The organism is Sanguibacter massiliensis (assembly GCF_900240335.1).
Taxonomy (GTDB): Bacteria; Actinomycetota; Actinomycetes; order Actinomycetales; family Cellulomonadaceae; genus Flavimobilis; species Flavimobilis massiliensis.
The window spans coordinates 1,409,067-1,431,756 of the sequence record NZ_LT964979.1 but is presented as its reverse complement, the minus strand read 5'-3'; the positions used below and the strand labels follow the sequence as shown (position 1 = coordinate 1,431,756).

Annotated in this window: 20 protein-coding genes; 17 read left to right on the top strand and 3 right to left on the bottom strand. The window is 73.6% G+C overall.

What is annotated here, in order from left to right; genetic code table 11:
- The first annotated feature begins 53 nt into the window (after positions 1 to 53).
- Together C1729_RS06705 and C1729_RS06700 are read left to right on the top strand one after the other, a co-directional pair.
- Positions 54 to 1,355 (top strand): nucleotide sugar dehydrogenase, encoded by a 1,302-nt coding sequence (locus C1729_RS06705; RefSeq protein WP_102510566.1) that lies wholly within the window; start codon positions 54 to 56, stop codon positions 1,353 to 1,355.
- Positions 1,356 to 1,380: 25 nt separating this feature from the next.
- Positions 1,381 to 3,483 carry a DUF6541 family protein gene (locus C1729_RS06700; protein WP_102509253.1) on the top strand — a complete coding sequence of 701 codons (2,103 nt, stop codon included), beginning with the start codon at positions 1,381 to 1,383 and terminating at the stop codon, positions 3,481 to 3,483.
- Between the two features lie 92 nt (positions 3,484 to 3,575).
- Here the strand turns inward: C1729_RS06700 and C1729_RS06695 are convergent, their stop codons facing one another.
- Complete coding sequence (locus C1729_RS06695; protein WP_102509252.1) at positions 3,576 to 4,385, bottom strand: TIGR03089 family protein; 810 nt, start codon at positions 4,383 to 4,385, stop codon at positions 3,576 to 3,578.
- A gap of 276 nt (positions 4,386 to 4,661) precedes the next feature.
- Here C1729_RS06695 and C1729_RS06690 point away from each other — a divergent pair, with 276 nt between their 5' ends.
- From C1729_RS06690 to C1729_RS06680, 3 genes are read left to right on the top strand one after another with little or no spacing between them, the layout of a single operon-like run.
- The gene (locus tag C1729_RS06690) at positions 4,662 to 4,979 is read left to right on the top strand and encodes a WhiB family transcriptional regulator (RefSeq protein WP_102509251.1); all 318 of its coding nucleotides are present in this window, start codon (positions 4,662 to 4,664) and stop codon (positions 4,977 to 4,979) included.
- Positions 4,980 to 5,034: 55 nt separating this feature from the next.
- Positions 5,035 to 8,541 (top strand): glycosyltransferase, encoded by a 3,507-nt coding sequence (locus C1729_RS06685; RefSeq protein ID WP_102509250.1) that lies wholly within the window; start codon positions 5,035 to 5,037, stop codon positions 8,539 to 8,541.
- Positions 8,538 to 10,211 (top strand): DUF5719 family protein, encoded by a 1,674-nt coding sequence (locus C1729_RS06680; protein ID WP_102509249.1) that lies wholly within the window; start codon positions 8,538 to 8,540, stop codon positions 10,209 to 10,211. The genes C1729_RS06685 and C1729_RS06680 overlap by 4 nt, the downstream gene beginning before the upstream one ends.
- 55 nt (positions 10,212 to 10,266) lie before the next feature.
- Here C1729_RS06680 and C1729_RS06675 read toward each other — a convergent pair whose 3' ends face one another.
- Positions 10,267 to 10,719, bottom strand: a complete 453-nt coding sequence (locus tag C1729_RS06675; protein WP_340637943.1) for a metallopeptidase family protein — start codon at positions 10,717 to 10,719, stop codon at positions 10,267 to 10,269.
- An 87-nt stretch (positions 10,720 to 10,806) separates the two neighbouring features.
- Between C1729_RS06675 and C1729_RS06670 the strand changes: the two genes are divergently transcribed.
- From C1729_RS06670 to C1729_RS06650, 5 genes are all read left to right on the top strand, one after another.
- Positions 10,807 to 11,184, top strand: a complete 378-nt coding sequence (locus tag C1729_RS06670; protein WP_102509248.1) for a DUF3499 domain-containing protein — start codon at positions 10,807 to 10,809, stop codon at positions 11,182 to 11,184.
- 1 nt (position 11,185) lies between these two features.
- A complete protein-coding gene (locus C1729_RS06665; RefSeq protein WP_207204571.1) occupies positions 11,186 to 11,458 on the top strand; it encodes a hypothetical protein in 273 nt (90 codons plus the stop codon).
- 93 nt (positions 11,459 to 11,551) lie between these two features.
- Positions 11,552 to 11,767: a Trm112 family protein gene (locus C1729_RS06660; RefSeq protein ID WP_102509247.1), complete on the top strand. Its 216-nt coding sequence runs from the start codon at positions 11,552 to 11,554 to the stop codon at positions 11,765 to 11,767.
- A gap of 109 nt (positions 11,768 to 11,876) precedes the next feature.
- Entirely contained in the window at positions 11,877 to 12,815 is a 939-nt protein-coding gene (locus C1729_RS06655) for a cation diffusion facilitator family transporter (protein ID WP_102509246.1), read from the top strand.
- A gap of 67 nt (positions 12,816 to 12,882) precedes the next feature.
- Positions 12,883 to 14,127 carry an LGFP repeat-containing protein gene (locus tag C1729_RS06650; RefSeq protein ID WP_102509245.1) on the top strand — a complete coding sequence of 415 codons (1,245 nt, stop codon included), beginning with the start codon at positions 12,883 to 12,885 and terminating at the stop codon, positions 14,125 to 14,127.
- Here C1729_RS06650 and C1729_RS06645 read toward each other — a convergent pair.
- The gene (locus C1729_RS06645; protein ID WP_165375441.1) at positions 14,121 to 15,242 is read right to left on the bottom strand and encodes an acyltransferase family protein; all 1,122 of its coding nucleotides are present in this window, start codon (positions 15,240 to 15,242) and stop codon (positions 14,121 to 14,123) included. The two genes, C1729_RS06650 and C1729_RS06645, sit on opposite strands and share 7 nt — an antisense overlap.
- 92 nt (positions 15,243 to 15,334) lie before the next feature.
- On the opposite strand from C1729_RS06645, the gene C1729_RS06640 reads away from it, so the two are divergent.
- The 7 genes from C1729_RS06640 to C1729_RS06615 all read left to right on the top strand — a co-directional run bounded on the left by C1729_RS06640 (position 15,335) and on the right by C1729_RS06615 (position 22,690).
- Positions 15,335 to 16,594 (top strand): hypothetical protein, encoded by a 1,260-nt coding sequence (locus C1729_RS06640; protein ID WP_102509243.1) that lies wholly within the window; start codon positions 15,335 to 15,337, stop codon positions 16,592 to 16,594.
- A gap of 56 nt (positions 16,595 to 16,650) precedes the next feature.
- A complete protein-coding gene (locus tag C1729_RS14570) occupies positions 16,651 to 17,619 on the top strand; it encodes a glycosyltransferase (RefSeq protein ID WP_242493744.1) in 969 nt (322 codons plus the stop codon).
- Complete coding sequence (locus tag C1729_RS14565; protein WP_165375440.1) at positions 17,616 to 18,467, top strand: glycosyltransferase; 852 nt, start codon at positions 17,616 to 17,618, stop codon at positions 18,465 to 18,467. Before C1729_RS14570 ends, C1729_RS14565 begins: the two co-directional genes overlap by 4 nt.
- Before the next feature lie 2 nt (positions 18,468 to 18,469).
- Positions 18,470 to 19,624 (top strand): UDP-galactopyranose mutase, encoded by a 1,155-nt coding sequence (gene glf, locus C1729_RS06630; protein WP_102509242.1) that lies wholly within the window; start codon positions 18,470 to 18,472, stop codon positions 19,622 to 19,624.
- Positions 19,621 to 20,862, top strand: a complete 1,242-nt coding sequence (locus C1729_RS06625; RefSeq protein WP_102509241.1) for a CDP-glycerol glycerophosphotransferase family protein — start codon at positions 19,621 to 19,623, stop codon at positions 20,860 to 20,862. Before glf ends, C1729_RS06625 begins: the two co-directional genes overlap by 4 nt.
- Positions 20,863 to 20,934: 72 nt before the next feature.
- Positions 20,935 to 21,846: an ABC transporter permease gene (locus C1729_RS06620; RefSeq protein ID WP_242493743.1), complete on the top strand. Its 912-nt coding sequence runs from the start codon at positions 20,935 to 20,937 to the stop codon at positions 21,844 to 21,846.
- Positions 21,839 to 22,690, top strand: a complete 852-nt coding sequence (locus C1729_RS06615) for an ABC transporter ATP-binding protein (protein ID WP_242493742.1) — start codon at positions 21,839 to 21,841, stop codon at positions 22,688 to 22,690. Before C1729_RS06620 ends, C1729_RS06615 begins: the two co-directional genes overlap by 8 nt.

Genomic DNA, 22,690 nt, shown 5'->3' with positions numbered 1-22,690 from the left:
GGGTGGTCGGCCGCGCGCCGGCCGCACCCCGCGACCTCGTCCTAAGGACCCCCATGCGCATCGCAGTCATCGCCCTCGGCAAGATTGGACTCCCGCTCGCGGTGCAGTTCGCGAGCATGGGGCACGAGGTCGTCGGCGTCGACGTCAACCCGACGACCGTCGAGACGGTCAGCGCGGGGCGTGAGCCGTTCCCGGGGGAGGCAGAGCTCGCCGAACGTCTCGCGGAGCTCGTCCCCGCGGGCCGCCTGCGCGCGACGACCGACTACGCGGACGCGGTGCCGGGAGCGGACGCCGTCGTGCTCGTCGTGCCGCTCTTCGTCGACGAGGCCACGGCCCAGCCGGACTTCGGCTGGATGGACGCCGCGACGACCGAGCTCGCGAGGCACCTCACACCCGGCACGCTCGTCTCCTACGAGACGACGCTCCCGGTCGGCACGACGCGTGGTCGCTGGAAGCCCATGCTCGAGGCAGGCTCGGGCCTCACGGAGGGTGAGGACTTCCACCTCGTCTTCTCGCCTGAGCGTGTCCTCACGGGACGTGTCTTCGCGGACCTGCGCAAGTACCCCAAGCTCGTCGGCGGGCTCTCGGCCGAGGGTGCGGCGCGCGCGACGGCCTTCTACGAGGCCGTCCTCACGTTCGACGAGCGCCCCGACCTGCCGCGCCCCAACGGCGTGTGGGACCTCGGCTCCGCGGAGGCCTCGGAGATGGCCAAGCTCGCCGAGACGACGTACCGCGACGTCAACATCGGCCTCGCCAACCAGTTCGGGGCGTTCGCTGAGAAGGCGGGCATCGACATCTACGCGGTCATCGACGCGTGCAACTCCCAGCCGTACTCGCACATCCACCGGCCGGGTATCGCCGTCGGCGGGCACTGCATCCCCGTCTACCCGCGTCTCTACCTCTCGGTCGACCCGGACGCATCGGTCGTGCGCGAGGCGCGCGCGGTCAACGCCGCGATGCCTGAGCGCACCGTCGCCCGTGCCGCGGACCTCCTCGGCAGCCTCGACGGCCTGCGCGCCGTCGTCCTCGGTGCGGCCTACCGCGGCGGCGTCAAGGAGACGGCGTTCTCTGGCGTCTTCGCGACGGTCGCCGCGCTCGAGGCGCGCGGCGCGTCCGTGACGGTCCACGATCCGCTCTACTCCGACGACGAGCTCGCCGCGCTCGGCCTCGCCGCCCACCACCTCGGTGACGGTGCGGACCTCGTCGTCGTCCAGACTGACCACGCCGACTACCGCACGCTGGCCCCGGCCGACGTGCCGGGCGTGCGCCTCCTCGTCGACGGACGTCGGATCACCGACGCCGCGCTGTGGACGGGGACGCCGCGCGTCGTCGTCGGGCAGGGCACGGCGTCGTGACCGCGTCCGGGCGCCCACGACGCGCATGAGCTGGGCAGCTGTCCTCGTCCCCGCGGGTGTGCTCGCGGCGCTCCTCGTCGTGCCCGGGTGGACGCTGCTGCGTTGTGCCGGGGTGCGGGGGCTCCTCGCGGTCGGCGGGGCGGCGCCCGTCTCCGTCGCGCTCGTCGGCGTGACCGCCTTCCTCGCCGGCATGCTCGGCGTGCCGTGGGGGTGGGCCCCGATCGGCGCGGCGCTCTTCGTGGCGGTCCTCGTCGCGTGGATCCTCGGCCGCTGGGTCGCCCGTGAGGAGCGCTCGCGCGGCCTGCGACCCGCGGGGCTGTGGGCTCGTCGCTTCGAGCTCGGGGGCGCGCGCTGGCCGTGGGTCGTCGCGTCGCTCGCCGTCGCGGCACTGCTCCTCTGCGTGCCCGTCGTGCTCGGCATGGGCGCGCCGGACGCGGTGCTCCAGCAGTGGGACGCGGTCTTCCATCTCAACGGGGTGCGCGCCGTGCAGGAGACGGGGCTCGCGTCGAACCGGGGCGCGATGCGGCCTCTCTACGGCGAGATCGGACCGAAGGTCTACTACCCGGCGGTGTGGCACGCGATGGTCGCGCTGCTGCCCGCGGGCGGCTCCGTGACGCTCGCCGCGAACGCGTCGACGTTCGTCCTCGGCGGGCTCGTGTGGCCGCTCGGCATCGCGGCGCTCGTGCGCGTGCTGCTGTGGCGCTGGTGGACGGCGACGCCGCTCGCGCTGCTCCTCGTCGCGACGTTCGGCGCGTTCCCCGCGGTCGTCCTCTCGACGCTCGCCCAGTGGCCATACGCGCTCGCGGTCGCGCTCGTCCCGGGCGCGACGGCGCTCGCGGTCGCGAGCCGCGCCCGCGTCGACCGTGGTGTGCCGGCGACGGCGCCGGCACGGCTCGTCGTCACCGTGCTCGTCGTCCTCACCGCGGCGGGCGGTGTCGGCCTCGCGCACGGCTCGGGCATCTTCTCGCTCGGGCTGCTCCTCGGCCCGTACGTCCTCGCGGCACTCACGCACGCCGCGTCGCGCCGCTGGGCGGCAGGGCAGCGGGGACGGGTCGTCGTGAGCGCGGTCGTCGGGGGCGTGGCGCTCGTCGGTGGGCTCGTCGTCGTCCTCACGAACCCGACCGTCCAGAACATGCTCTCGTTCCCGCGGGCGACGAAGGCGTTCTACCCGGCGACGATCGGCGGGGTGCTCATCGACCAGCCGCTGTCAGGGCCGGTCGGCGACCTCGTCGTCGCGGTCGCGACGATCGCCGGGATCGTCGTCGTGCTGCGTGCCCGGATCGGTGCGGTGCCGTGGCTGCCGGTGCGTCCTGGGAGCGGGGCGGCGCAGGTTGAGCGTGCGCGCGCCGACCTGCAGGGCATCACGTGGGTCGTGGGTGCGTGGGCGCTCGTCGTTGTGCTCACGGCGCTCGCGGCGGGTCCGCCGATGCCGCTACGCGTCCTCACGGGCCTCTGGTACTCGCAGCCGGCGCGGATCCAGGCGGTCCTACCGGTCGTCGCGGTGCCGCTCGCGGCGCTCGGCTGCCTCGTGCTCGGGGGCGTCATCGCCCGTCGCCTGGGGTGGCGGGACGGGACCGTGCCCGCCGTGGTGCGGGCCGGGGGTGCGACGACGTCGCGCGCTGCTGCGAGCATCGTGGTGCTCGCCCTCGTGACGTCCGTGCCGTGGACCGCGCCAGCGACGGCGGGCCGGTTCGCGGAGGCCTACGAGCCGGGCGCGACGCGTTGGGGCCACATGCTCTCGCCCGACGAGGTCCGGCTGCTCGGTCGCCTCGACCGGGTGCTACCGCCGGACGCGCTCGTTGTCGGGGACCCGGCGAACGGCGCGGCCCTCGTCTGGGCCGTCGCCGACCGTCGTGTGTTCCTGCCGCAGTTGTCGGTGTCGAACCTCACCGCGGACCAGAGGCTGCTGCGGGCCTCGTTCTCGGATCTCGTGACGGACCCTGCGGTGTGCGACGCGGTGCGCCGCAACGGCATCACGCACCTCTACGTCGACACGGCGACGCCCGCGGACGGCGCGAAGGTCGACGCGGGCGCGCCGGGACTGCACCGGGCGCCAACCGAGGGCGTCGAGGTCGTCGACTCCGAGGGCACCGCGACCGTCTACCGGCTCACCGTGTGCCAGCCCTGACCCGCCCCACCTCGCGCAAGAATCCGCCCGTATGGCTATCCGGAGCAGCCATACGGGCGGATTCTTGCGCGAGGGGGAGAGATGTGCCGAGGTTAGCGGCCGATGCGCTCGATCTCGACGAGGTGCGCGCGGGCCTCGCGCGTCGCGATGCGCTCGGACTGTGTCGGGTCGAGCAGGACGACGGAGCCGCCCGTCGACCAGGCGTTGAGCGACGAGCGCAGCGTCTGGAGCAGCTTGCCCCGGCGCCCGAGGTGGTCGGCGTGGTGCGTCGTCGGCTCGTCGGCGCACGTCACGCAGTCGGCGTCGGACGTGAGGAGGATGCGGTCCCCCTGGGGAGCGACGCGCGCGGACTCCGCCCAGTCGACGAGGTCGTTGTACGACACGGTGACCGCGCCGCGGAAGGCGCCCGTGACGATCGCGAGGGAGTCCGGGACGGGATCGACGACGGGCCCGAGCACGTCGCCGTACGTCATGACGGCGCCTGCGGCATCGAGCGCGCCGGCGGGCAGGCCGTCGCCGAACGAGCGCGCGAGGGCGGGCAGCGCGACGGCGACGAGCGGCACGTCGTAGGAGGCCCAGGCCTCGGGGCGATGCGTGATCGCGACGTCGGCCTCGACCTCGTCGTCCTTGGGGGAGACGAGCGAGAGGGTCGCGCCGGTGCGCCACACGGCGAGCGCCCACACGAGGGTGCGCCAGTGCGCGGGCAGGTCGAGCGCCACGACGGTGCCCGGGGCGGCGTCGAGCTCCTCGACGAGGAGGTTGGAGGTCTTCGTCACCCAGTTGGCGAGGACGGCCCCCGAGAGCTCGACCCTCTCGTCGTCGGGTCCATACCAGGTGAGGCGCGGGCGGCCGGGATCCTGGGTGAGGGTCGCGAGGATCGCCGCGACAGGGGAGGTCGTCATGGGGAGAGCCTACCGAGCCTTTGCCTGTGTCGTGGCCGTCCGTGACCTCGCCGAGGACGCGCCGTGGGCGCCTGCGGGACGGACCTGGGAGGTTCCTCACCCTCGGGATAGCACACCTCGGCTTGACTTACCCGCATGACACGCATGTAATTTGGGTAACGGATCGTCGTGCGGGGTCACCAGAGCCCCGAACGGCTCAGGTGCGGGACGACGGCGCCCCGGGCACCACCCAGGGCATCGGTCCGGCGACGCACGGAGAGACTAAGGGGGAGCACCATGTGGAACCTGCTCGAGACGGACGGCCCGTTCCCGTCCGACGCGAGCCGTCCCGTGGGGGCTGAGATCCTCACGCTCGGCATCGACACCGACGAGACCGTCCTCGCATGGCAGGACCGCGCCCTGTGCGCGCAGACCGACCCCGAGGCGTTCTTCCCCGAGAAGGGCGGCTCGACCCGCGAGGCCAAGCGCGTCTGCACGGGCTGCGAGGTCCGCGCCGAGTGCCTCGAGTACGCGCTCGCCAACGACGAGCGCTTCGGCATCTGGGGCGGACTCTCCGAGCGCGAGCGCCGCAAGCTCAAGCGACAGGCCGTCTGACACACCGGCGGTCCTCCGGGACCGTCACCCGTCGGCGCGGCATGATGGCGACAGCATGACGACCCCCGACGCGACCCCCGCCCACAGCCCTCGTCCCGCCCGTTCTCACGGCAGGAGCGACGCCGGGACCCCGCGCACCCGCACCGGCGTCACCCACGCGCCGACGACGGTCACGGCCGTCGTCGTGACGCGCGGCGCGACCCCCTACCTCGACGCGACGATCGCCGCCGTCCGTGCGCAGCAGCACGCCCCCGACCGCCTCCTCGTCGTCGACGTCGTTCGCGACGCCGACCGACGTGCACGCCTCGCCCCCGCCTCCGACGACGCACCCCCGACAGTCCTCGTCCACGCGCCGCGCGCCACGAGCTTCGGCGCCGCCGTGCGCGCCGGGCTCGCCCACCTCACCGACCTCGGCTCCGCCCCCGCCCCCAGCCCGTCCGGCTGGCTGTGGCTGCTCCACGACGACGCGACGCCCGAGCCCGAGGCGCTCGACGCGCTCGTCCGCGCGGTCGAGCACGCGCCATCCGTCGTGCTCGCGGGCGCCAAGCAGGTCGAGCCGGGCGACCGCCGCCGCCTCGTCGAGGTCGGCCTCACGACGTCGCCCGCCGGCCGGCGCATGACGTCCGTCGAGCCGGGCGAGATCGACCAGGGCCAGCACGACGGCCGGGTCGACGTCCTCGGCGTGGGGCTCGCAGGCGCCCTCGCCCGCCTCGACGTGTGGACGGCCCTCGACGGTCCCGACCCGGAGTACGGCAACGTCGGTGACGGCCTCGAGCTCTCGCGCCGCGCACGACTTGCCGGCCACCGCGTCGTCGTCGTCCCGGGTGCTGTCGTCGCGCACGCCAGGGCGACGCACCTCGACCTGCGCCGCAGGGAGTCCGACCCCGAGCACGAGCCCGACGAGGAGCGGTCGTTCGCGGCCCGGCGCCGCGCCGAGCTCTGGTATCGACTCACGGGCGCTCCGACGGGGCTCGTGTGGCTGCACCTCGTCGTCGTCGCGCTCCTCGCGGTGCCGCGCGCGCTGTGGCAGCTCGGTGCGAAGCGCGCGCGGCGCGCACGTGCCGAGATCACCGCGGCCGCCTGGGCGGTGCTGCGTCCCGTCGCGCTGTGGCGCTCGCGCCGCCGGGTGCGACGGGCGCGCGTCCTGCCACGATCCGCGCTCGTCCCGCTGCGCGCGACGTGGCGCGACGTCCTCGTCGCGCGGCGCGACCGCCGGCTCGCGCGTGGCGAGCGTCGTCGGGCGCTCGCGCGCGGCGACGCGTTCGCGCTCGCCGAGCGTCGTGCGGACCTGCGTCGACGCATCGTCGGCGTCAGCCTCACGACGGTCGGGCTCGTCGGTCTCACTCTGTGGTGGCTCGGCCCGGCGCTCGGAGCCGTGGGGCGCGGCGCCCGGCTCGTGTCGGAGTCGCTCCCCGTGGCGAGCGGCTCGCTCGCCGACGTGTGGGCGGAGGTCGCCGACGGCTGGCTGCGCTCGGGAGTCGGCGACGCTGCCGCCGCGGACCCGCTGCTTACGGTCCTCCTGCCGTTCGTCGCGCTCGCCACCCCGTTCGGGGGCGGCCTCCAGACGGTCGTCGACGTCGCGCTCGTGGGCGCGCTCGTCGTTGCGGGCCTCGGCGCGTGGCTCGCCGCCGGCACGGCGACGAAGTCGCTCCTCCTGCGCTCGACGGCCGCGCTCGTGTGGGTCGCGAACCCCGTGCTCGCGGCCGGGCTGGGTGCGGGGCGCCTCGGCGACGTCCTCGCGCACGTCGCGCTGCCGTGGGCCGTGTGGGGTGCGCTCAAGGGCGTCGGGCTGGGGGCGCGTCCTCCGGTCGAGCGTGCGGTCGTCGCGGCCGCGCGACGCGCGGAGGCACGGCGTCTCGAGCGGGAGTCGGCGACGTCCGACGACGGTGAGGAGGCGTACCTCGCGGCCGCGGGCGTCGCGTCGGCGCCGGTGACGGACACGGTCCTGCCGGGGACCCGTCCGGTCGCGCACACGTCGGTCCCCGCCGCGGCGTTCGGGGGCCTCGCCCTCGCCCTCGCGGTCGCGGGAGCGCCCGTGCTCCTCGTGCCGTCGCTCGTGGGCCTTGTGCTCGTCGCGCTCCTGCGCGGACGTCCGCGGCCACGAGGTGCGCGTCGGCTGCTCCTCCTCGTCGCGGTGCCGCCCGTGCTCGTCCTCGTGCCGCTCGTCGCGGAGGTCGTGCGCCGCGGTGCGGCGGCGTGGCCGCTGCTCCTCGCGTCTCCGGGACGGCCCGTGCCGACCGTCGCGCCCGCAGGCTGGCGCCTGCTGCTCGGCGAGCCGACTGTCCTGCCCGCGTGGTCGTGGGCCGAGAACCTGCCTGTGCCCGCCGCGGTGGCCGCTGCGCTGCCACTCGTCCTCGGCGGGCTCGTCGTCGTGTGCGCGCTCAGCGCGCTCGTGCGACGCGACCGTGCCGGAGCGGTGCGCGGCGTGTGGCTCGTCGCGACGGTCGCGCTCGCCGCGGGTGCCGCGGCCGCGACCGTCGTCGTCGGTGCGGGAGACCTCGGCGCGGTGCACGCGTCGGCCAGCGGCGCGGTGTCGCTCGTCGTCCTCGCGCTGCTCGGCGCGGGGCTCGTGGGGCTCGACCACGTGACGGAACGCGTCGCGGAGCACGCGTTCGGATGGCGTCAGATGACCCTCGTTCTCCTCGTCGTCGTGGGGCTCGCTGGCTCGGGCCTCGCTCTGGTACGCGGCGCCGAGCTCGTCGACGTGCGTGGTGCGCCCGGGCTGCGCGTCCTCGACGGGGACGTCGTGCCTGCCGTGGGACGCCAGATGCAGGAAGCGCCCCGTTCGGCGCGCGTGCTGCGCCTCGACGCGGGTCCGACGACGACGTTCCAGCTCCTGCACGCCGACGGCCCCCAGCTCGCCGACACGTCGGTCGTCCTCGCGCACCGTGCGCTCACGGCCGACGCGGACGCGCCCGCCGAGGCTCTCGCGACGGCGGTCGCGAGCCTCGTCGGCGGGGTCGACGATGACGGCTCGGCGCTCGTCGACCTCGGCGTCGGTGCGGTGCTCGTCGGCCCGACGACGGACGAGGACGCCCGTGGCGCCCTGCTCGCGCGGCTCGATGCGCACGCCGGTCTCGAGCGTGTCGCGGACGGTGCGACGGGCACGGTGTGGCGCGTCGCGGTCCCGGCAGGGGAATCGGCGGGCACCTCGACGGTGACAGGCTGGGCGCGGCTGCTCGACGGGTCGGGCGCCGGTCTCGTCGTGCCATCGGACGGCCGGAGCATCGACGTGAGGCTCCGGGCGAGCGACCTCGCCGAGCTCGGGACGACCGCGGGCACGAGCTGGGACGTGCAGCCCGGGACCCGAACCCTCGTGCTCGCCGAGCGTGCCGCGCCGGGCTGGCGCGCGACGCTCGACGGGCGGCGGCTCGAGGTCGCGCAGCGCGTGCCCGAGGGATCGTGGCAGCAGACGTTCGCGCTGCCCGCGGAGGGTGGCGGCCGCCTCGAGGTCTGGTACGAGTCGCCGGGCGGCACCTGGTGGCGGGTCGCGCTCGTCGCGACGGCGGTGATCTACGGGCTGCTCGTCGTGCCCGTCCGACGCAGGGTGGTGGAACGGTGAGCACCGACGAGAGCACGCAGCAGCCCGTCGAGGAGGCCCCCGTGCACGCGCCTCGGCGCCGGTACGGCGCTGCGGCGCTGCGCGGGCTCACGGGCCTGCTCGTCGTGGGGCTCGCGGGCGGTACGGCGTGGGCGGTCGACCTCCTGCCGGTCGAGGAGGCAGGCGGCGGGGCCGCGCGGGAGCTGTCGGTCGTCCCGTCGTCGGTCGGCATTGTGTGCCCGGGTCCCGCGCAGCTCGCGGATCCCGACGCGTCGACGGACCCGGCGTTCGACCCGACACCCGTCGGCACGGTGACGGCGTTCGGCGGAGTCGTCCTCACGCCCGCGACCGTCGGGCCCTCCCCGGTGCGCCTGCTCGACGGCGCGACGCCTGACGGCGTGACGGTGACGCCGCAGGGGGGCCACGGAGTCGCACGCGGGCGGGTCGCAGGCCCGGTGACGCTCGCCGCGTCGCCCGCACCCGACGGGACGGCTGCGCTCGGCGGCGCGGTCGTCTCGACGACGACCGCGGGCGACCTGCGCGGACTTGCGGGCGCGTCGTGCGCGACGCCCTCGGCCGGGCAGTGGCTGCTCGGCGGGACGACGACGCGGGGCGCGAGCACGAGGCTCGTCGTCCAGAACCCGTCGCGGACCGCCGCGGTCGTCGACGTCGAGCTGTGGGGACCGGGCGGACGTGTCGAGGCGGCAGGGCCGACGACGATGACGATCCCGGCGGGCGGGCAGTCCTCACGTCTGCGCGAGAGCGTCGCGCCCGAGCAGCGGCTCCTCGCCGTGAAGGTCGTCGCACGCGGCGCGCTCGTGACGTCGTACCTGCAGGTCGGGGCGCTCGACGGGCTGCGGCCGACGGGCGTCGACCTCGCCTCCGCGACATCGCCGGCGCCCCGCCAGGTCGTCTCCGGCGTGACGACGACGGGCCCGGGCGCCGGACCGCGCCTCGACGTTCTCGTGCCCGTCCCGGAGGCCGGGGCCGAGGAAGCTGCGTCCACGGAGCCCGTACCGGTGACCGTGACGGTCCTCGGCGCGCACGGAAGGGTGCTCGTCCCGGGCGCGGAGCAGCTCGAGGCGGTTCCAGGTCAGATCGTCTCGCTCGACCTCGACGCGCTCGAGGGTGGCCGGTACACGGTCGTCGTCGACGCGGCCGTCCCGGTCGTCACGTCCGTCACCGTCGTGCGTCCCGGGACGGACGGCGACGACAGGGCGATCGTCGCGGGGAACGTCGCGCCGGTCCCGGGGACGAGCCTCGTCGCGAGCCCCGCGGGCGTCCGGCGCACGCTCGTGCTCGCCGCGGTGCCCGGGGACCTCTCGGCGGTCCCGGGAGCGGCGCTCGGGACGGGCGTCCCGGTCGACGACGACGGGGCTCCGCTCGCCGTCGCGACGCGGCGCGTCGAGGTTGACCTCGTGGGGGTCGATGGTCGGGTCGTGGCGACCAGACCGGTCGACGTCCCTGTCGGGGGGACCACAGTGCTCGGGGTCGACGCCGCTGCACCTGGCGTCGACGTCGCGGCGGTCGTCGTGCGGACGGTCGGGGACGGCCCCGGTGTCGCGTGGTCGCTCGAGGCGAGCGCGGACGCGCTCGACGGGACGGCCGACGGCCTGCTCACGGTGCTCGCGCCGGTCGTGGGCGACGTCGTCTCACGGTCCGTCGTCGTGCGGCCTTCGCAGGGCTTCTGACGGCACGCGTCGTCCGGCGGCGTCCGCCCTGCGGCGCCCGTCCCGGAGCACGGGCTCACCAGTCCCCGACGTACCCCGGGTCGATCTCCTCGGGGTCGCGGCCGAGCATGTGGGCGACCTGCTCGACGACGACGGTACGGACGAGCTCGGCCAGGTCGTCGCGGTCGTGCGCGCGTTCCTCGACGGGCCGACGGTAGACGACGATCCGTGCCGCGAGCGCGCCGTCGGACGGGAAGTAGCGTCCCATCGGCACGCCCCGGCGGTGCTCCCACGGGGCCGGGTCGGACGGCGGGACGTCCTCGACGGCGAACTCCGTGCCCGCGAGCTGGCGCGACCAGGTCCGTTCGATGCGGACGACCGTCGCGACGACGAGGTCGTCGAAGTGCTCGGCGCGCGTCCGTGCGGCCGGGAGGCTGGCCGGCATGAGGGGGCCGCGGAGGCCGCGACCGCGTCGGTCGCGCCGCCGCACGCCCTCGGCGGGGCTGGGGGCAGGGGGTCTCGGACGCACGTCCCCAGACTAGGCGCTCGTGCGTGGCGGCCCGTGCTCGGCGTGGGATTCGGGTCTGGGTGCCGTGGCGGCTTACCATCGGGAGCTGTGAGACCCGTTCGCCAGTGCACGAGGACCGCGTGCCCCCGCTCCGCGGTGGCGACGCTCACGTACGTGTACGCAGACTCGACCGCGGTCCTCGGGCCGCTCGCGACGCTCGCGGAGCCGCACAGCTATGACCTGTGCGCCGAGCACGCCGACCGGCTCACGGCCCCGCGGGGCTGGGAGGTCGTGCGTCTCGTCACCGACCACGTCGAGGCGGGCCCGAGCCGGGATGACCTGCTCGCCCTCGCCGACGCGGTGCGCGAGGCCGGCCGGCCGGCCGCCGCGCCGGTCCGTGGCCGTCACCTCGCCGAGCCCGCTCCCGTCCAGGTCGGGGAGATCGCACGCAAGGGACACCTCCGGGTGCTGCGGGGCGAGGGCTGACGTGGCCGGGCCGACGCCGCGCCGGCGCCGCGGCGCACGACCTGCCGAGCCGCTCGGATCGCTGAGCTCGCCCGCACCGCTGTCCCCGGGGACGCGCGAGTGCGTCGGCTGCGGGGCGGAGGAGCTCACCCGCGTCGACATGACGCTCGCGGACGGCACGGACGTCGTCTTCGTCTCGTGCCACCGCTGCGAGACGACGAGCTGGATCGGCGCGACGGGCGAGGTCCTCGACCCGGACGACGTCCTTCCCCGGATGCGCAGGCCGAGCAACTGACCACGTCCGCCCCGCGAGGGGACGGGGGCGCGACGCGTCGCGCCGGACGGACCGAGGGGCGAGCACGTCCCACCACGACACGCAGGAGGAACGATGAGCGCGCAGAACGACGAGGGGTTCGCGGGAGTGCCGGTCGAGCCATGGGTGCGCGAGATCTTGCGCTGCCCCGCGACGGGCGCCGAGCTCGTCGACGGCGTCGGCCCCGACGGCTCGCCCGAGCTGTGGTCGACCGCTCCCGAGGGGGCGCTCGCGTACCCGGTCCGCGACGGGATCCCCGTGCTGCTCGTCGACGACGCCCGCCCGCTCTGACCCCGGCGGCGGCGCAGCCTCGGGCCGCCGCGCGCGCAGCGGACCTCCGGCCCTACACTGATCCGCGCCCCGTCCGGGGGCGAGGACGACGTCGAGGGGACGACTGACCATGTCAACTGCCGGTGGAACCAAGGCGATCGTCGCGGCGCTGCTCGCGAACGCGGGCATCGCGGTAACGAAGTTCATCGCCTACCTGCTCACATCGTCGTCGTCGATGCTTGCGGAGTCCGTCCACTCGCTCGCGGACTCGGGCAACCAGGTGCTGCTCCTCGTGGGCGGTAAGCGTGCGCGCAAGGAGGCGACCCCCGAGCACCCGTTCGGCTACGGCCGGGCGCGGTACGTGTACGCGTTCCTCGTGTCGATCATCCTCTTCTCCCTCGGTGGTCTCTTCGCGCTTTACGAGGCGTGGCACAAGTTCCAGGACCCGCACCCGATCACGTCGTGGCACTGGGTGCCGGTGGTCGTACTCGTCGTGGCGATCGCCATGGAGTCGTTCTCGTTCCGGACGGCGGTCGTCGAGTCCAACCACGTGCGCGGACGGCTCTCGTGGCGGGAGTTCGTGCAGCATGCCAAGTCTCCCGAGCTGCCGGTCATCCTCCTCGAGGACCTCGGTGCGCTCGTCGGCCTCGTGCTGGCGCTCGTGGGCGTCTCGATGACGCTCGTCACGGGCAACGGCCTGTGGGACGCGGCGGGCACGGCGTCGATCGGCGTCCTCCTCATCCTCATCGCGATCATCCTCGGCATCGAGGTGAAGTCGCTCCTCATCGGCGAGGCGGCGACCCCGGAGAACGTCGCGGCGGTGCGCGCCGCGCTCGAGGGCACGGACGGCGTCGAGTCGGTCATCCACCTGAGGACGATGCACCTCGGACCCGAGGAGATCCTCGTCGCCGCGAAGATCGAGGTGACGGCCGCCGAGTCTGCGGCCGACGTCGCTGCCGAGATCGACGCGGCCGAGGCCGCGGTGCGCGCGGCCGTCCCCGACCTCAGGTCGGTCATCTACCTCGAGCCCGACCTGCGCCGCGCCGGGACGACCAGCCCGGCCTCCTGAGTCCGTGCCCGGGCGTCCGCCCCGGGGTAGCGTGGGCACTAGTCGGTGCCGGGGTCAGGAGCCACGCATGGTCACGAACGTCAGCAGCTCACGGACGGTGAGGGCAGCGCTCCTCGTCGTCGTCATCGGGCTTGCAGGGCTCGTCGTTCCGGCCGGGGCACCGGCGGCTGGGGCACCGGCGGCCGTGGCCGCCGCGCCGCCACGCCCCACCGTCACGGCGACGGTGTCGGCCGGAGGCCTCTTCCTCGCGGGGGAGCGGCTCTGGGTGACGGGCAAGGTCTCGGGCTCGTCCGCAGGTCGGTCGGTGCGGCTCCAGTCCCGCCCGGACGGCGCGTCCGGCTGGACGACGGTGTCGCGCACGTCGACGCGTGCGGGCGGTCGGTTCACGCTCTCCGTCCGCCCGTCGAAGGGTGGCAGGCTCCGTGTCGTCGCCTCGGCCACGAGGTCGTCGGCGTCGGCGACGAGCCGGACCGTCATGGTTGTGCGAGCGACGGGTTCACGAACCCTCACGAAGCGGGCGTCGACGCTTGCGGGGCGCGTCGGGGACGCGACCTCGGCGCGTCGCACGCTCACGCGGTTGCAGCGGTCGCGCACCGGGGTGAAGAACGTCCGCAAGGTCGTCCACCAGCGCTTCGAGAAGGGGCTGCTCGTCGAGGTGACGACGTCGTCGTCGCGCCGGACGTGGTTCGTCACGGGCACGATCCTCCGGCGGTACCTCGCTGACGGCGGCCCGTCGGGTCGGTGGGGCGTCCCGACGTCGGACGCGCGCTGCGACCTGGCGGAGCGGGGCTGCGTCCAGAGCTTCGCCAAGGGCACGCTCTATGCGGCGAAGGGGGACCGGAAGGCGTCGTCGTCGGCTGCACGCGGCCGCATGGGCGAGGTCTTCGCGGTCGCACGCTCGCAGCTCGGCTACAAGGACCGTTACCCGGGTGTCGGTCCGCACACGACGAAGTACAACGCGTGGGTCGGTTCCGACAACGCGTGGTGCTCGATCTTCCTCTCGTGGTCGGGCGCAGCCGCGGGGCAGGCCGCGATCCCGGTCGCGAAGAGCTACCGGAGCTTCGTCTCGAAGGTACGGGCGTCCATGCCGACGGGCTCGAAGCCCCGCCCGGGCGCGCTCGCGTTCGTGAGCACCAGGCCCCCGCACTCCGAGGCGAACCACGTCATGCTCGTGACCTCGGTGAGCGCGGACGGCCGCTGGCTCAACGTCATCCACGGCAACTACGGTCCGGGCGGCGGCTTCCGTGGCGTGTCCGAGCAGAAGTGGTCGACCGCGAACCGCGTGAAGTTCTACGGCTACCCGCGCTACTGAGCGGGGCGCGACTGCTCGTCGCCGGGTACGCCCGTGGCCTCCGTACCGCTGCGCACCTCGGCGCTGTGCACCTCCGTACCGCTGCGTGGCGCGTCGGCCGGTGCGCCGCGGCGGGCGGCCGCCTCGCGGTCGGTGAGCAGTCGTCCGAGCCATGCCGGCCGGACGAGCGCGTCGACGCCCCGCGCGACGGGGTCGAGGGCGAGGATCGCCGTGAGGACGGCGGCGACGCCGACAGCGGCGGCGACCACCCACGGGCCCTCGAGCGCCTTGAGCGTCCCGGAACCGAGGAACGGCCGCACGAGCAGTGCGTGGACGATGTAGATGGCGAGGCTGTTGCGACCCCAGCGGGTGAGCCATGAGTCGCCACGCGGCGCGACGAGGAGGATCGCGACGGTGCCGAAGAGGCCGCCAGCGAGCGCGAGCGCACGGATGACGAGACCGGGCACGGGGTCGAGCTCAAGCTCACGGTAGGAGCCGTCGAGGAAGAACCAGCCACGGTGCACACGGTCCTCGACGACCACGCAGACGACAAGCAGCGCGACGAGGTAGGCGCCTCCGACGAGGCGCCACCGACGTCCGAGCCCCCGGACGCGTGCGAGCGTCTCGGGTGTCGCGCACGCGCCGAGGACGTAGAACGGCAGGAACCCGACGACGCGCCCGAGGGAGAGCGTCGAGTCGAGCGCCCGCTCGAACGGGAGGACGAGGCTGAGGACGACGGCGAATGCCAGGGGATGCCGGAGCACCCGGAGGACCGGCGTCGCGAGGCGCCACAGCGCGAGCGCGACGAGGAACCACAGCGTGAACGCCGGCGTGAGGAGCGTGACGCGGATGGCCGTGCCGTCCTGGACTGACGCGATCGCCTCGTGCGCGAGGTCGAGCAGGACGTACGGGACGACGAGCGACGTGACGATCGCGGCCGCTTGGCGCGGGCTGCCGACCCAGCTCCGCGCGACGTACCCGGAGACCGTGACGAACGCCGCCATGTGGAACGAGTAGATCCACAGGTTGAGGACGTCGGTCTCTCGGGTCGCGAGCGGCGTGAGGACGTGGCCGAGGACGACGAGGCCGATGAGGAGGCCGCGCGCGTTGTCGAGGTACGGGTCGCGTGTGGTCACCAGCCGAGGATAGGTGCCCCGGTCGTGGGTCGCGAGCGTCCCCGTCCCGCTCTGCTCTGGCCACGCCCGGGGACTCGTGGCACTGTGGGTCGATGGCCCGTCGTCCACCACTCCGCCCGGCGCCCGGTCTCGTGCTCATGCTCGTCCTGGTGCTCGCAGGCCCTCTCGTGCCCGCGGCAGCCGCCGCGCCCGTCGTCGACGGATCCGCGGTCCGTGCCGCAGCGTCCACGGCGCGTCCCACGGTGCGACTCGCCGTGTCCTCGACGCGTCCCCGTGCGGGCGAGCGTCTCTGGCTCGCCGTGAGGGTGGGCGGCGTGACGCGGGCGGCGACGCGCGAGGTTGTCGTCGAGCAGCGCCGCGGAACGCGCTGGAGCCGCGTCACGCGTTCCCGGACGTCGTCGTCGGGGCGTCTCACGGCTCACGTTGTCGTCGACCGGCAGGACGCGTTCCGCGTGCGGGTCCTCGGTGCGGACGGCAGGACCGTCCGCTCGGCGCAGCGTGCCGTCGTCGTGAGCCGCGGCGCACGCACGCTCGAGGCGCGCGCCGCCGCGCTCGGGACGACGCGCCTCGGCCGGCCCCTCGACAAGATCCGGACGCTCACCCCTGCGCAGCGCCGGGCGACACGCGTCACCGGGCTCCTCAAGGTCCGGTCTCGCGAGTACGCCAAGGGCGTCCTCGTCGAGGTGACGCGCAGGACGTCGACGCGCACGACGGTCCGCACCTGGTTCGTGAGTGGCGCGACTGGTCGCTGGTACGCGGACGCGCGCGCGGCGAAGGGCCGGTGGGGCGTGCCCATCGCCGACGGTCGGTGTGGCCTGCTCGAGCGGGGCTGCGTCCACAGGTTCTCGCGCGGGACGGCCTACGTCTCACCGTCGAGCGGCGCTGTCGCGTCGACGACCGTCACGGGCGACCGCGGCGCGATGATCGCGGCCGCGCGCTCGCAGGTCGGCTACGTGAGGCGGGCACCGGACCCGTCGCGACAGACGACGAAGTTCAACACGTGGATGGGATCGCGGGCCGCGTGGTGCTCGTTCTTCCAGTCGTGGGCGTCGCAGGCCTCGGGGAACGGCGCGGCAGTCCCGAAGATCGACAGGTTCAGGACGTTCCGGTCGACGACGCTGCGCACCCTCCCGTCGGGCACGACGCCGAAGGTTGGTGCGCTCGCGTTCCGGCACACGACGGGGCCCGCGGGCGAGGCGACGCACGTCGCGCTCGTGAGCGAGATCTCGGGCGGCAGGGTGCGGCTCGTCGACGGCAACACGGTCGGCCCGCTCCCCGCGGGACATCGCGGTGTGCTCGAGCGCTGGTTCCCCCGCTCGGCGGTCCTCTACTACGTCTACCCGTCCTACTGAGAGCGCCCCGGGACGTCGGAGCGTCTCGGCGCTCCGCTCATCGGTATCCTCGAGGGGTGGTGGACTCTCCTCTCGTGCGGCCTGACGGTCGCGTCGTCGCTGTCGTCGTCGCCTTCAACCGCCGGGATCTTCTCCAGGACGCGCTCGACGCGCTCGCGACGCAGACCCGCCCGCTCGACGCGATCCTCGTCGTCGACAACGCGTCGACCGACGACTCGGCGCAGGTCGCGAGGAACCACCCGGCGGCTCCCGTCGTCGTGACGCTCGAGCGCAACACCGGGGGCGCCGGCGGCTTCGCCGCAGGCCTCGCGCACGCGGTCGCGAGCCTCGGCGCCGACGGCGTGTGGCTCATGGACGACGACACGATCCCGACGCCGACGGCTCTCGCCGAGCTGCTCGCTGCGTGGGCGACGCACCCGGCGCCGGTCGACGCTGCGGGCAGCCGCGTCGTGTGGACCGACGGGCGCGACCACCCCATGAACACGCCGCGGAGCCGGCCGGGCGCGAGCCGGGCGGCGCTCGCGGCCGCGCGCCGCGCAGGCGTCGTCCCGGTGCGCTCGACGTCGTTCGTCTCGATGCTCGTGAGCGCGGACGCCGTCCGCACGCACGGTCTGCCCGTCGCCGACTACTTCATCTGGAACGACGACTTCGAGTACTCGTGCCGGCTGCTGCGCGACGGGACGGGTCTCCACGTGCCCGCGAGCGTCGTCGAGCACCGCACGAAGACGTTCGGCGCGACGGACGCCGACCCCGGGGACCGGTTCTACTTCGAGGTGCGCAACAAGATCTGGATGTTCACGCGGTCGCGCGCGCTCGGCGGCGGCGAGCGGCTCCTCTACGGTGCGTCGACGCTGCGTCGCTGGGCGCGGACGGTCGCGCGGTCCCAGGCGCGCGGCGTCCTCCTGCGTGCGGGTGGTCGTGGTCTGCGTGACGGCGTCTTGCGACGACCGCGTCCGACGTCCGAGGTCCTCGCGGGCCTCTCGCTCGCGTCCGACGTCGTGGTCCTCGACCGGTCCGTGCGATGACGGGCGAGCTTCCTCCGTTCTCCGTCCTCCTGCCCGTCTACCGCGGGGATCGTGCCGAGTTCCTCGCGCGCGCGTTCGACGCCGCGACCGTCGAGCAGGAGCTGCGTCCCGACGAGGTCGTCATCGTGCGCGACGGCCCGGTCGGACCCGAGATCGCGGCGGAGCTCGCTGCGATCCAGGAGCGCGCGGTCGTGCCCGTGACACTCGTCGAGCTCTCCGAGAACGTCGGGCTTGCCCGTGCGCTCGAGGCGGGGCTCGCGCGCTGCGCGCACGAGGTCGTCGCGCGTGCCGATGCGGACGACATTTCGCTCCCGCGGCGCTTCGCGGAGCAGATTCCCGTCGTCGCGGCCGGTGCCGACCTCGTCGGCACGGCGCTCGTCGAGTTCGACGACGACGAGCACGTCACGGGGGCGTTGCGCGTCCTGCCGACGGACCCCGACGAGATCGCGCGCTACGCGCGCTTCGCGGACCCCTTCAACCACCCGAGCGTCGTCTACCGTCGCTCCGCGGTCGCGGCGGCGGGCGGCTACCAGGACCTCCACCTCATGGAGGACTACTTGCTCTTCGCGCGCATGATCGCGCACGGCGCGAAGGTCGCCAACCTCGCCGAGCCGCTCGTCAAGTACCGCACGGGTGCCGGATCGTACGCGCGGCGCGGCGGGCGCGCGCTCCTCCGCTCGGAGCTCTCCCTCCAGGAGACGTTTCGGCGCGAGGGGTTCACGAGCACCCCGCAGGCCGTCCGCAACGTCGTCGTGCGGGGCGGGTACCGTCTGGTCCCGGAGGCCGTGCGTCGTGTCGCGTACAGGTCTGTCATCCTGCGTCGTCGCGCGGGGGAGAAGGAGTCGTGACCATGGGAGCAGACCTCGTCGTCGTCGGTGCTGGGCTCTTCGGGCTCACCGTCGCCGAACGCATGGCGTCCGCGGGCCGTCGCGTCGTCGTCCTCGACCGGCGCGACCACCTCGGCGGCAACGCGTGGAGCGAGGTCGAGCCGACGACGGGCATCGAGGTGCACCGCTACGGCGCGCACCTCTTCCACACGTCGAACGAGCGCGTTTGGGAGTACGTCAACCGCTTCACGTCGTTCACGGACTACGTGCACCATGTGTACACGTCGCACCGCGGCGAGGTCTTCCCCATGCCGATCAACCTCGGCACGATCAACCAGTTCTTTCGCTCGTCGCACGGACCCGACGCCGCGCGCGCGCTCGTCGCGGAGCAGTCCGCCGAGCTCGACGGCAAGCGCCCCGAGAACCTCGACGAGAAGGGCGTCTCGCTCATCGGGCGTCCTCTCTACGAGGCGTTCATCCGCGGCTACACGGCCAAGCAGTGGCAGACGGACCCGCGGGACCTCCCAGCGTCGATCATCTCGCGGCTGCCCGTGCGCTTCACGTACGACAACCGCTACTTCAACGACACGTACGAGGGCCTGCCGACCGACGGCTACGCGGCGTGGCTCACGCGCATGGCGGACCACCCGAACATCGAGGTGCGCCTATCGACCGACTTCTTCGACGACTCCCACAATCTCTCGAAGGACAAGGTCGTCGGGCACGTGCCCGTCGTCTACACGGGGCCGCTCGACCGCTACTTCGACCACGCGGAGGGGCGCCTCACGTGGCGCACGCTCGACTTCGAGCAGGAGATCGTCGAGACGGGCGACTTCCAGGGCACGTCGGTGATGAACTACGCCGACGAGGACGTCCCGTTCACGCGGATCCTCGAGTTCCGCCACTTTCACCCTGAACGTGACCTCCAGACGGACCGCACGGTCATCGTCCGTGAGTTCTCGCGGTTCGCGGACGAGGGCGATGAGCCGTACTACCCGGTCAACACTGCCTCCGACCGCGAGATGCTGCTCCGGTACCGCGAGCGCGCGGCGGCCGAGCCGAGAGTGTTCTTCGGCGGACGCCTCGGCACGTACCAGTACCTCGACATGCACATGGCGATCGGCTCGGCGCTCTCGATGGTCGACAACCAGCTCGTCGGTCTATGGGACGAGGCATGAGCGGCCCGTCGTTCGGCTCGCGCCAGGTGCGGGCGCTGCAGCGCTGGGTCATGGGCCGTGCGCGCCGCTCGCGCTTCTTCCCCGTGACGATCCCGGACCGCCTCGGCCAGGACGACGAGCTCGCGGGAACGTCGTTGCCGCACCGGGTCGTCGTGTTCTTTCCGGACACGCTCGAAAGCCTCTACCAGCTGCGCCCGTGGCTGCCGGCGCTCGAGGCGCTCGACCGCGTCACGCGGACCGTCGTCGTCTGCCAGGACTCCCGCACCGCACGTGCCGTCCGGGAGGCGTCGAGCCTCGACGTGCTGACGATCGCGCGCTACGGGCGCATGGACGACCTCCTCGCGCGCAGCGACGTCCGCGTCGCCCTCTACGTCAACCATTCGCCCCGGAACTTCGAGAACCTGCGGTTCACGTCGCTCACGCACGTCTACCTCGGCCACGGTGAGTCCGACAAGGGCGTGAGCGCGTCCAACCAGGTGAAGGCGTACGACTTCTGCTTCGTCGCGGGGCGTGCGGCTGTCGAGCGGCTCCTCGCGCACGTCCCGCGCTACGACGCCGAGGCGCGCTGCATCATCATCGGGCAGCCGCAGCTCGACTCGAGCGGCCTGCTCACGCTGCCCGCGCGGACGCCGGGGGAGCGGACGGCCGTGCTCTACGCGCCGACGTGGGAGGGCGCGCAGCCGTCGGTCGCCTACTCGTCGGTGCTCAGCCACGGCGTGCGCCTCGTACGCTCCCTGCTCGACGACGGCCGCTACGACGTCCTCTACCGGCCGCACCCGCTCACGGGCGTGACATCGGCGGAGTACGGCGCGGCCGACGCGGAGATCCGCGCGCTCGTCACAGGTGCCGGCGGCGCGCACCGGGTCGACACGTCGCCCGACCTCGCCGCCGCGTTCGCGCGGGCCGACGTCCTCGTGTGCGACGTCTCGGGCGTCGCCCTCAACTGGCTGCCCACGGGCCGGCCCTTCCTCGTCGCCCGCCCGGGTGGGGACGCGGTCGTGCCCGAGCCTGCGCCGATCCTCGCGCCCGAGCGCATGCTCGACGCCGACGAGGACGCCGCGACCGCGGTCGCGCGGGCCCTCGCGGAGTCGGACGACGACGCCGCGCGTGCGCTCGTCGAGCACTACCTCTCCGACGTTACGCCGGGCCGCGCGACCGCACGGTTCGTCGCCGCTGCGGCGGCGCTCGTCGCCGGCCGCAACCCCCGTTCCGACGAACCCGCGGGGGAGCCCGGGTAGGACGACGGCCGAGGAGGCTGACACAATGCAACGTCGGACAACCGGACGGACGGGACCTGTAGGGATGGACGCGTGACAACAGACGCGACGAACGACGCGACGGCGGGGATGACCCCCGCCGAGATCGCGGAGCGGTACGGGCTCCACCAGATGGGTGTGCGCCCTGGGCTGCGTGAGTACGTGCGCTCGCTGTGGGCGCGCCGCGACTTCATGCTCGTCCTCGCGCGGTCGAGGGCTGAGGCCGAGAACCAGAACACGTACCTCGGACGTGTCTGGGACATCCTCAACCCGACGCTCAACGCGGCGGTCTACGTCCTCATCTTCGGCCTCCTGCTCAAGACCCGCGACGGGATGAACAACGTCATCGGCTTCATCGTCGTCGGGACGTTCATGTACAAGTTCTTCCAGGACTCCGTCACGGGCGCCGCGCGTGCGATCCCGCGCAACATCAACCTCGTGCGGTCGCTGCACTTCCCGCGGGCGGTCCTGCCCATCTCTTCCGTGCTCGCCGAGCTCACGATGCTCCTGCCGGCGCTCGCCGTCATGGCGGGCTTCGTCCTCGTCTCCGACCGCTGGATGCTCCATCTCGACACGACGCCGAACTGGCGCTGGCTCCTCATCGTGCCCGCGGTGCTCCTGCTCTTCATGTTCAGCACGGGAGCGGGCTTCGTCCTCGCGCGGCTCGGCGCCCGCTGGCCGGACGTGCTGAACTTCCTGCCGTTCGTCCTGCGGATCGGCATGTATGCGTCGGGCGTGATCTTCAGCATCGATCACTACCTTGCAAGCGGCGGCGTGCTCGCGACGATGATGAACTACCAGCCCGTCGCCGTGTACCTCAACCTTGCACGGCAGGCGATGCTCGACGAACCCTCCGCGCAGCTCTCGGGCGAGCTGTGGCTCGTCGGGCTCGTGTGGGCCGTCGTGACGCTCGTCGTCGGCTTTGTGATCTTCTGGCGCGACGAGGCGAGGTACGGACGTGACTGACGAGTTCGACGTCGAGGTCGACGCTGACGACCTCATCCCGATGACGGACGACGGGGTCGCGCTCGGCGACCCCTCGGTCGTCGTCGACGACCTTCACGTGACCTACCGGATCCTCGGCACGAGGCGCAAGGCTGTCGAGGCTCCTCCGCAGGGCAGGATGCGCAAGTTCCTCGGTCGTTCTCTCGCGAGCACGGGCGGCGTCACGGAGATCCACGCCGTCCGTGGCGTGTCGTTCGTCGCGCGTCACGGCGAGTCGATCGGCATCGTCGGCACCAACGGCTCGGGCAAGTCAACGACGCTCCAGGCGCTCGCTGGCCTCATCCAGCCCGCCCAGGGCTCCGTGTACGTCGCGGGCATCCCCTCGCTGCTCGGCGTGAGCGCGGTCCTCGTGCGTAAGCTCACGGGCGCGCGCAACATCATGATCGGCGGCCTCGCTCTCGGGCTCACGAAGGACGAGGTCGAAGAGCGGTTCGACGAGATCGTCGAGTTCGCGGACATCGGTGACTTCGTACACCTTCCCATGACGACGTACTCGGCGGGCATGGCGGCGCGCCTCCGCTTCGCGATCTCGACGGCCGCGGTGCCCGACGTCCTCATGATCGACGAGGCGCTCGCGACCGGCGACGCTGCGTTCCGGGAGCGGAGCCGCCAGCGCGTCGACGAGATCCGTCGCCAAGCGGGCACGGTGTTCGTCGTCTCGCACTCCCTCGCCTCCATCAAGGCAATGTGCACGCGCGCGATCTGGATCGACAAGGGGCTCGTCCGCATGGACGGCCCGGCCGAGGACGTCACCGCGGCCTACCACGAGCACACGAGGGCCCGCTCCGGGTCCACGAAGGGCTGA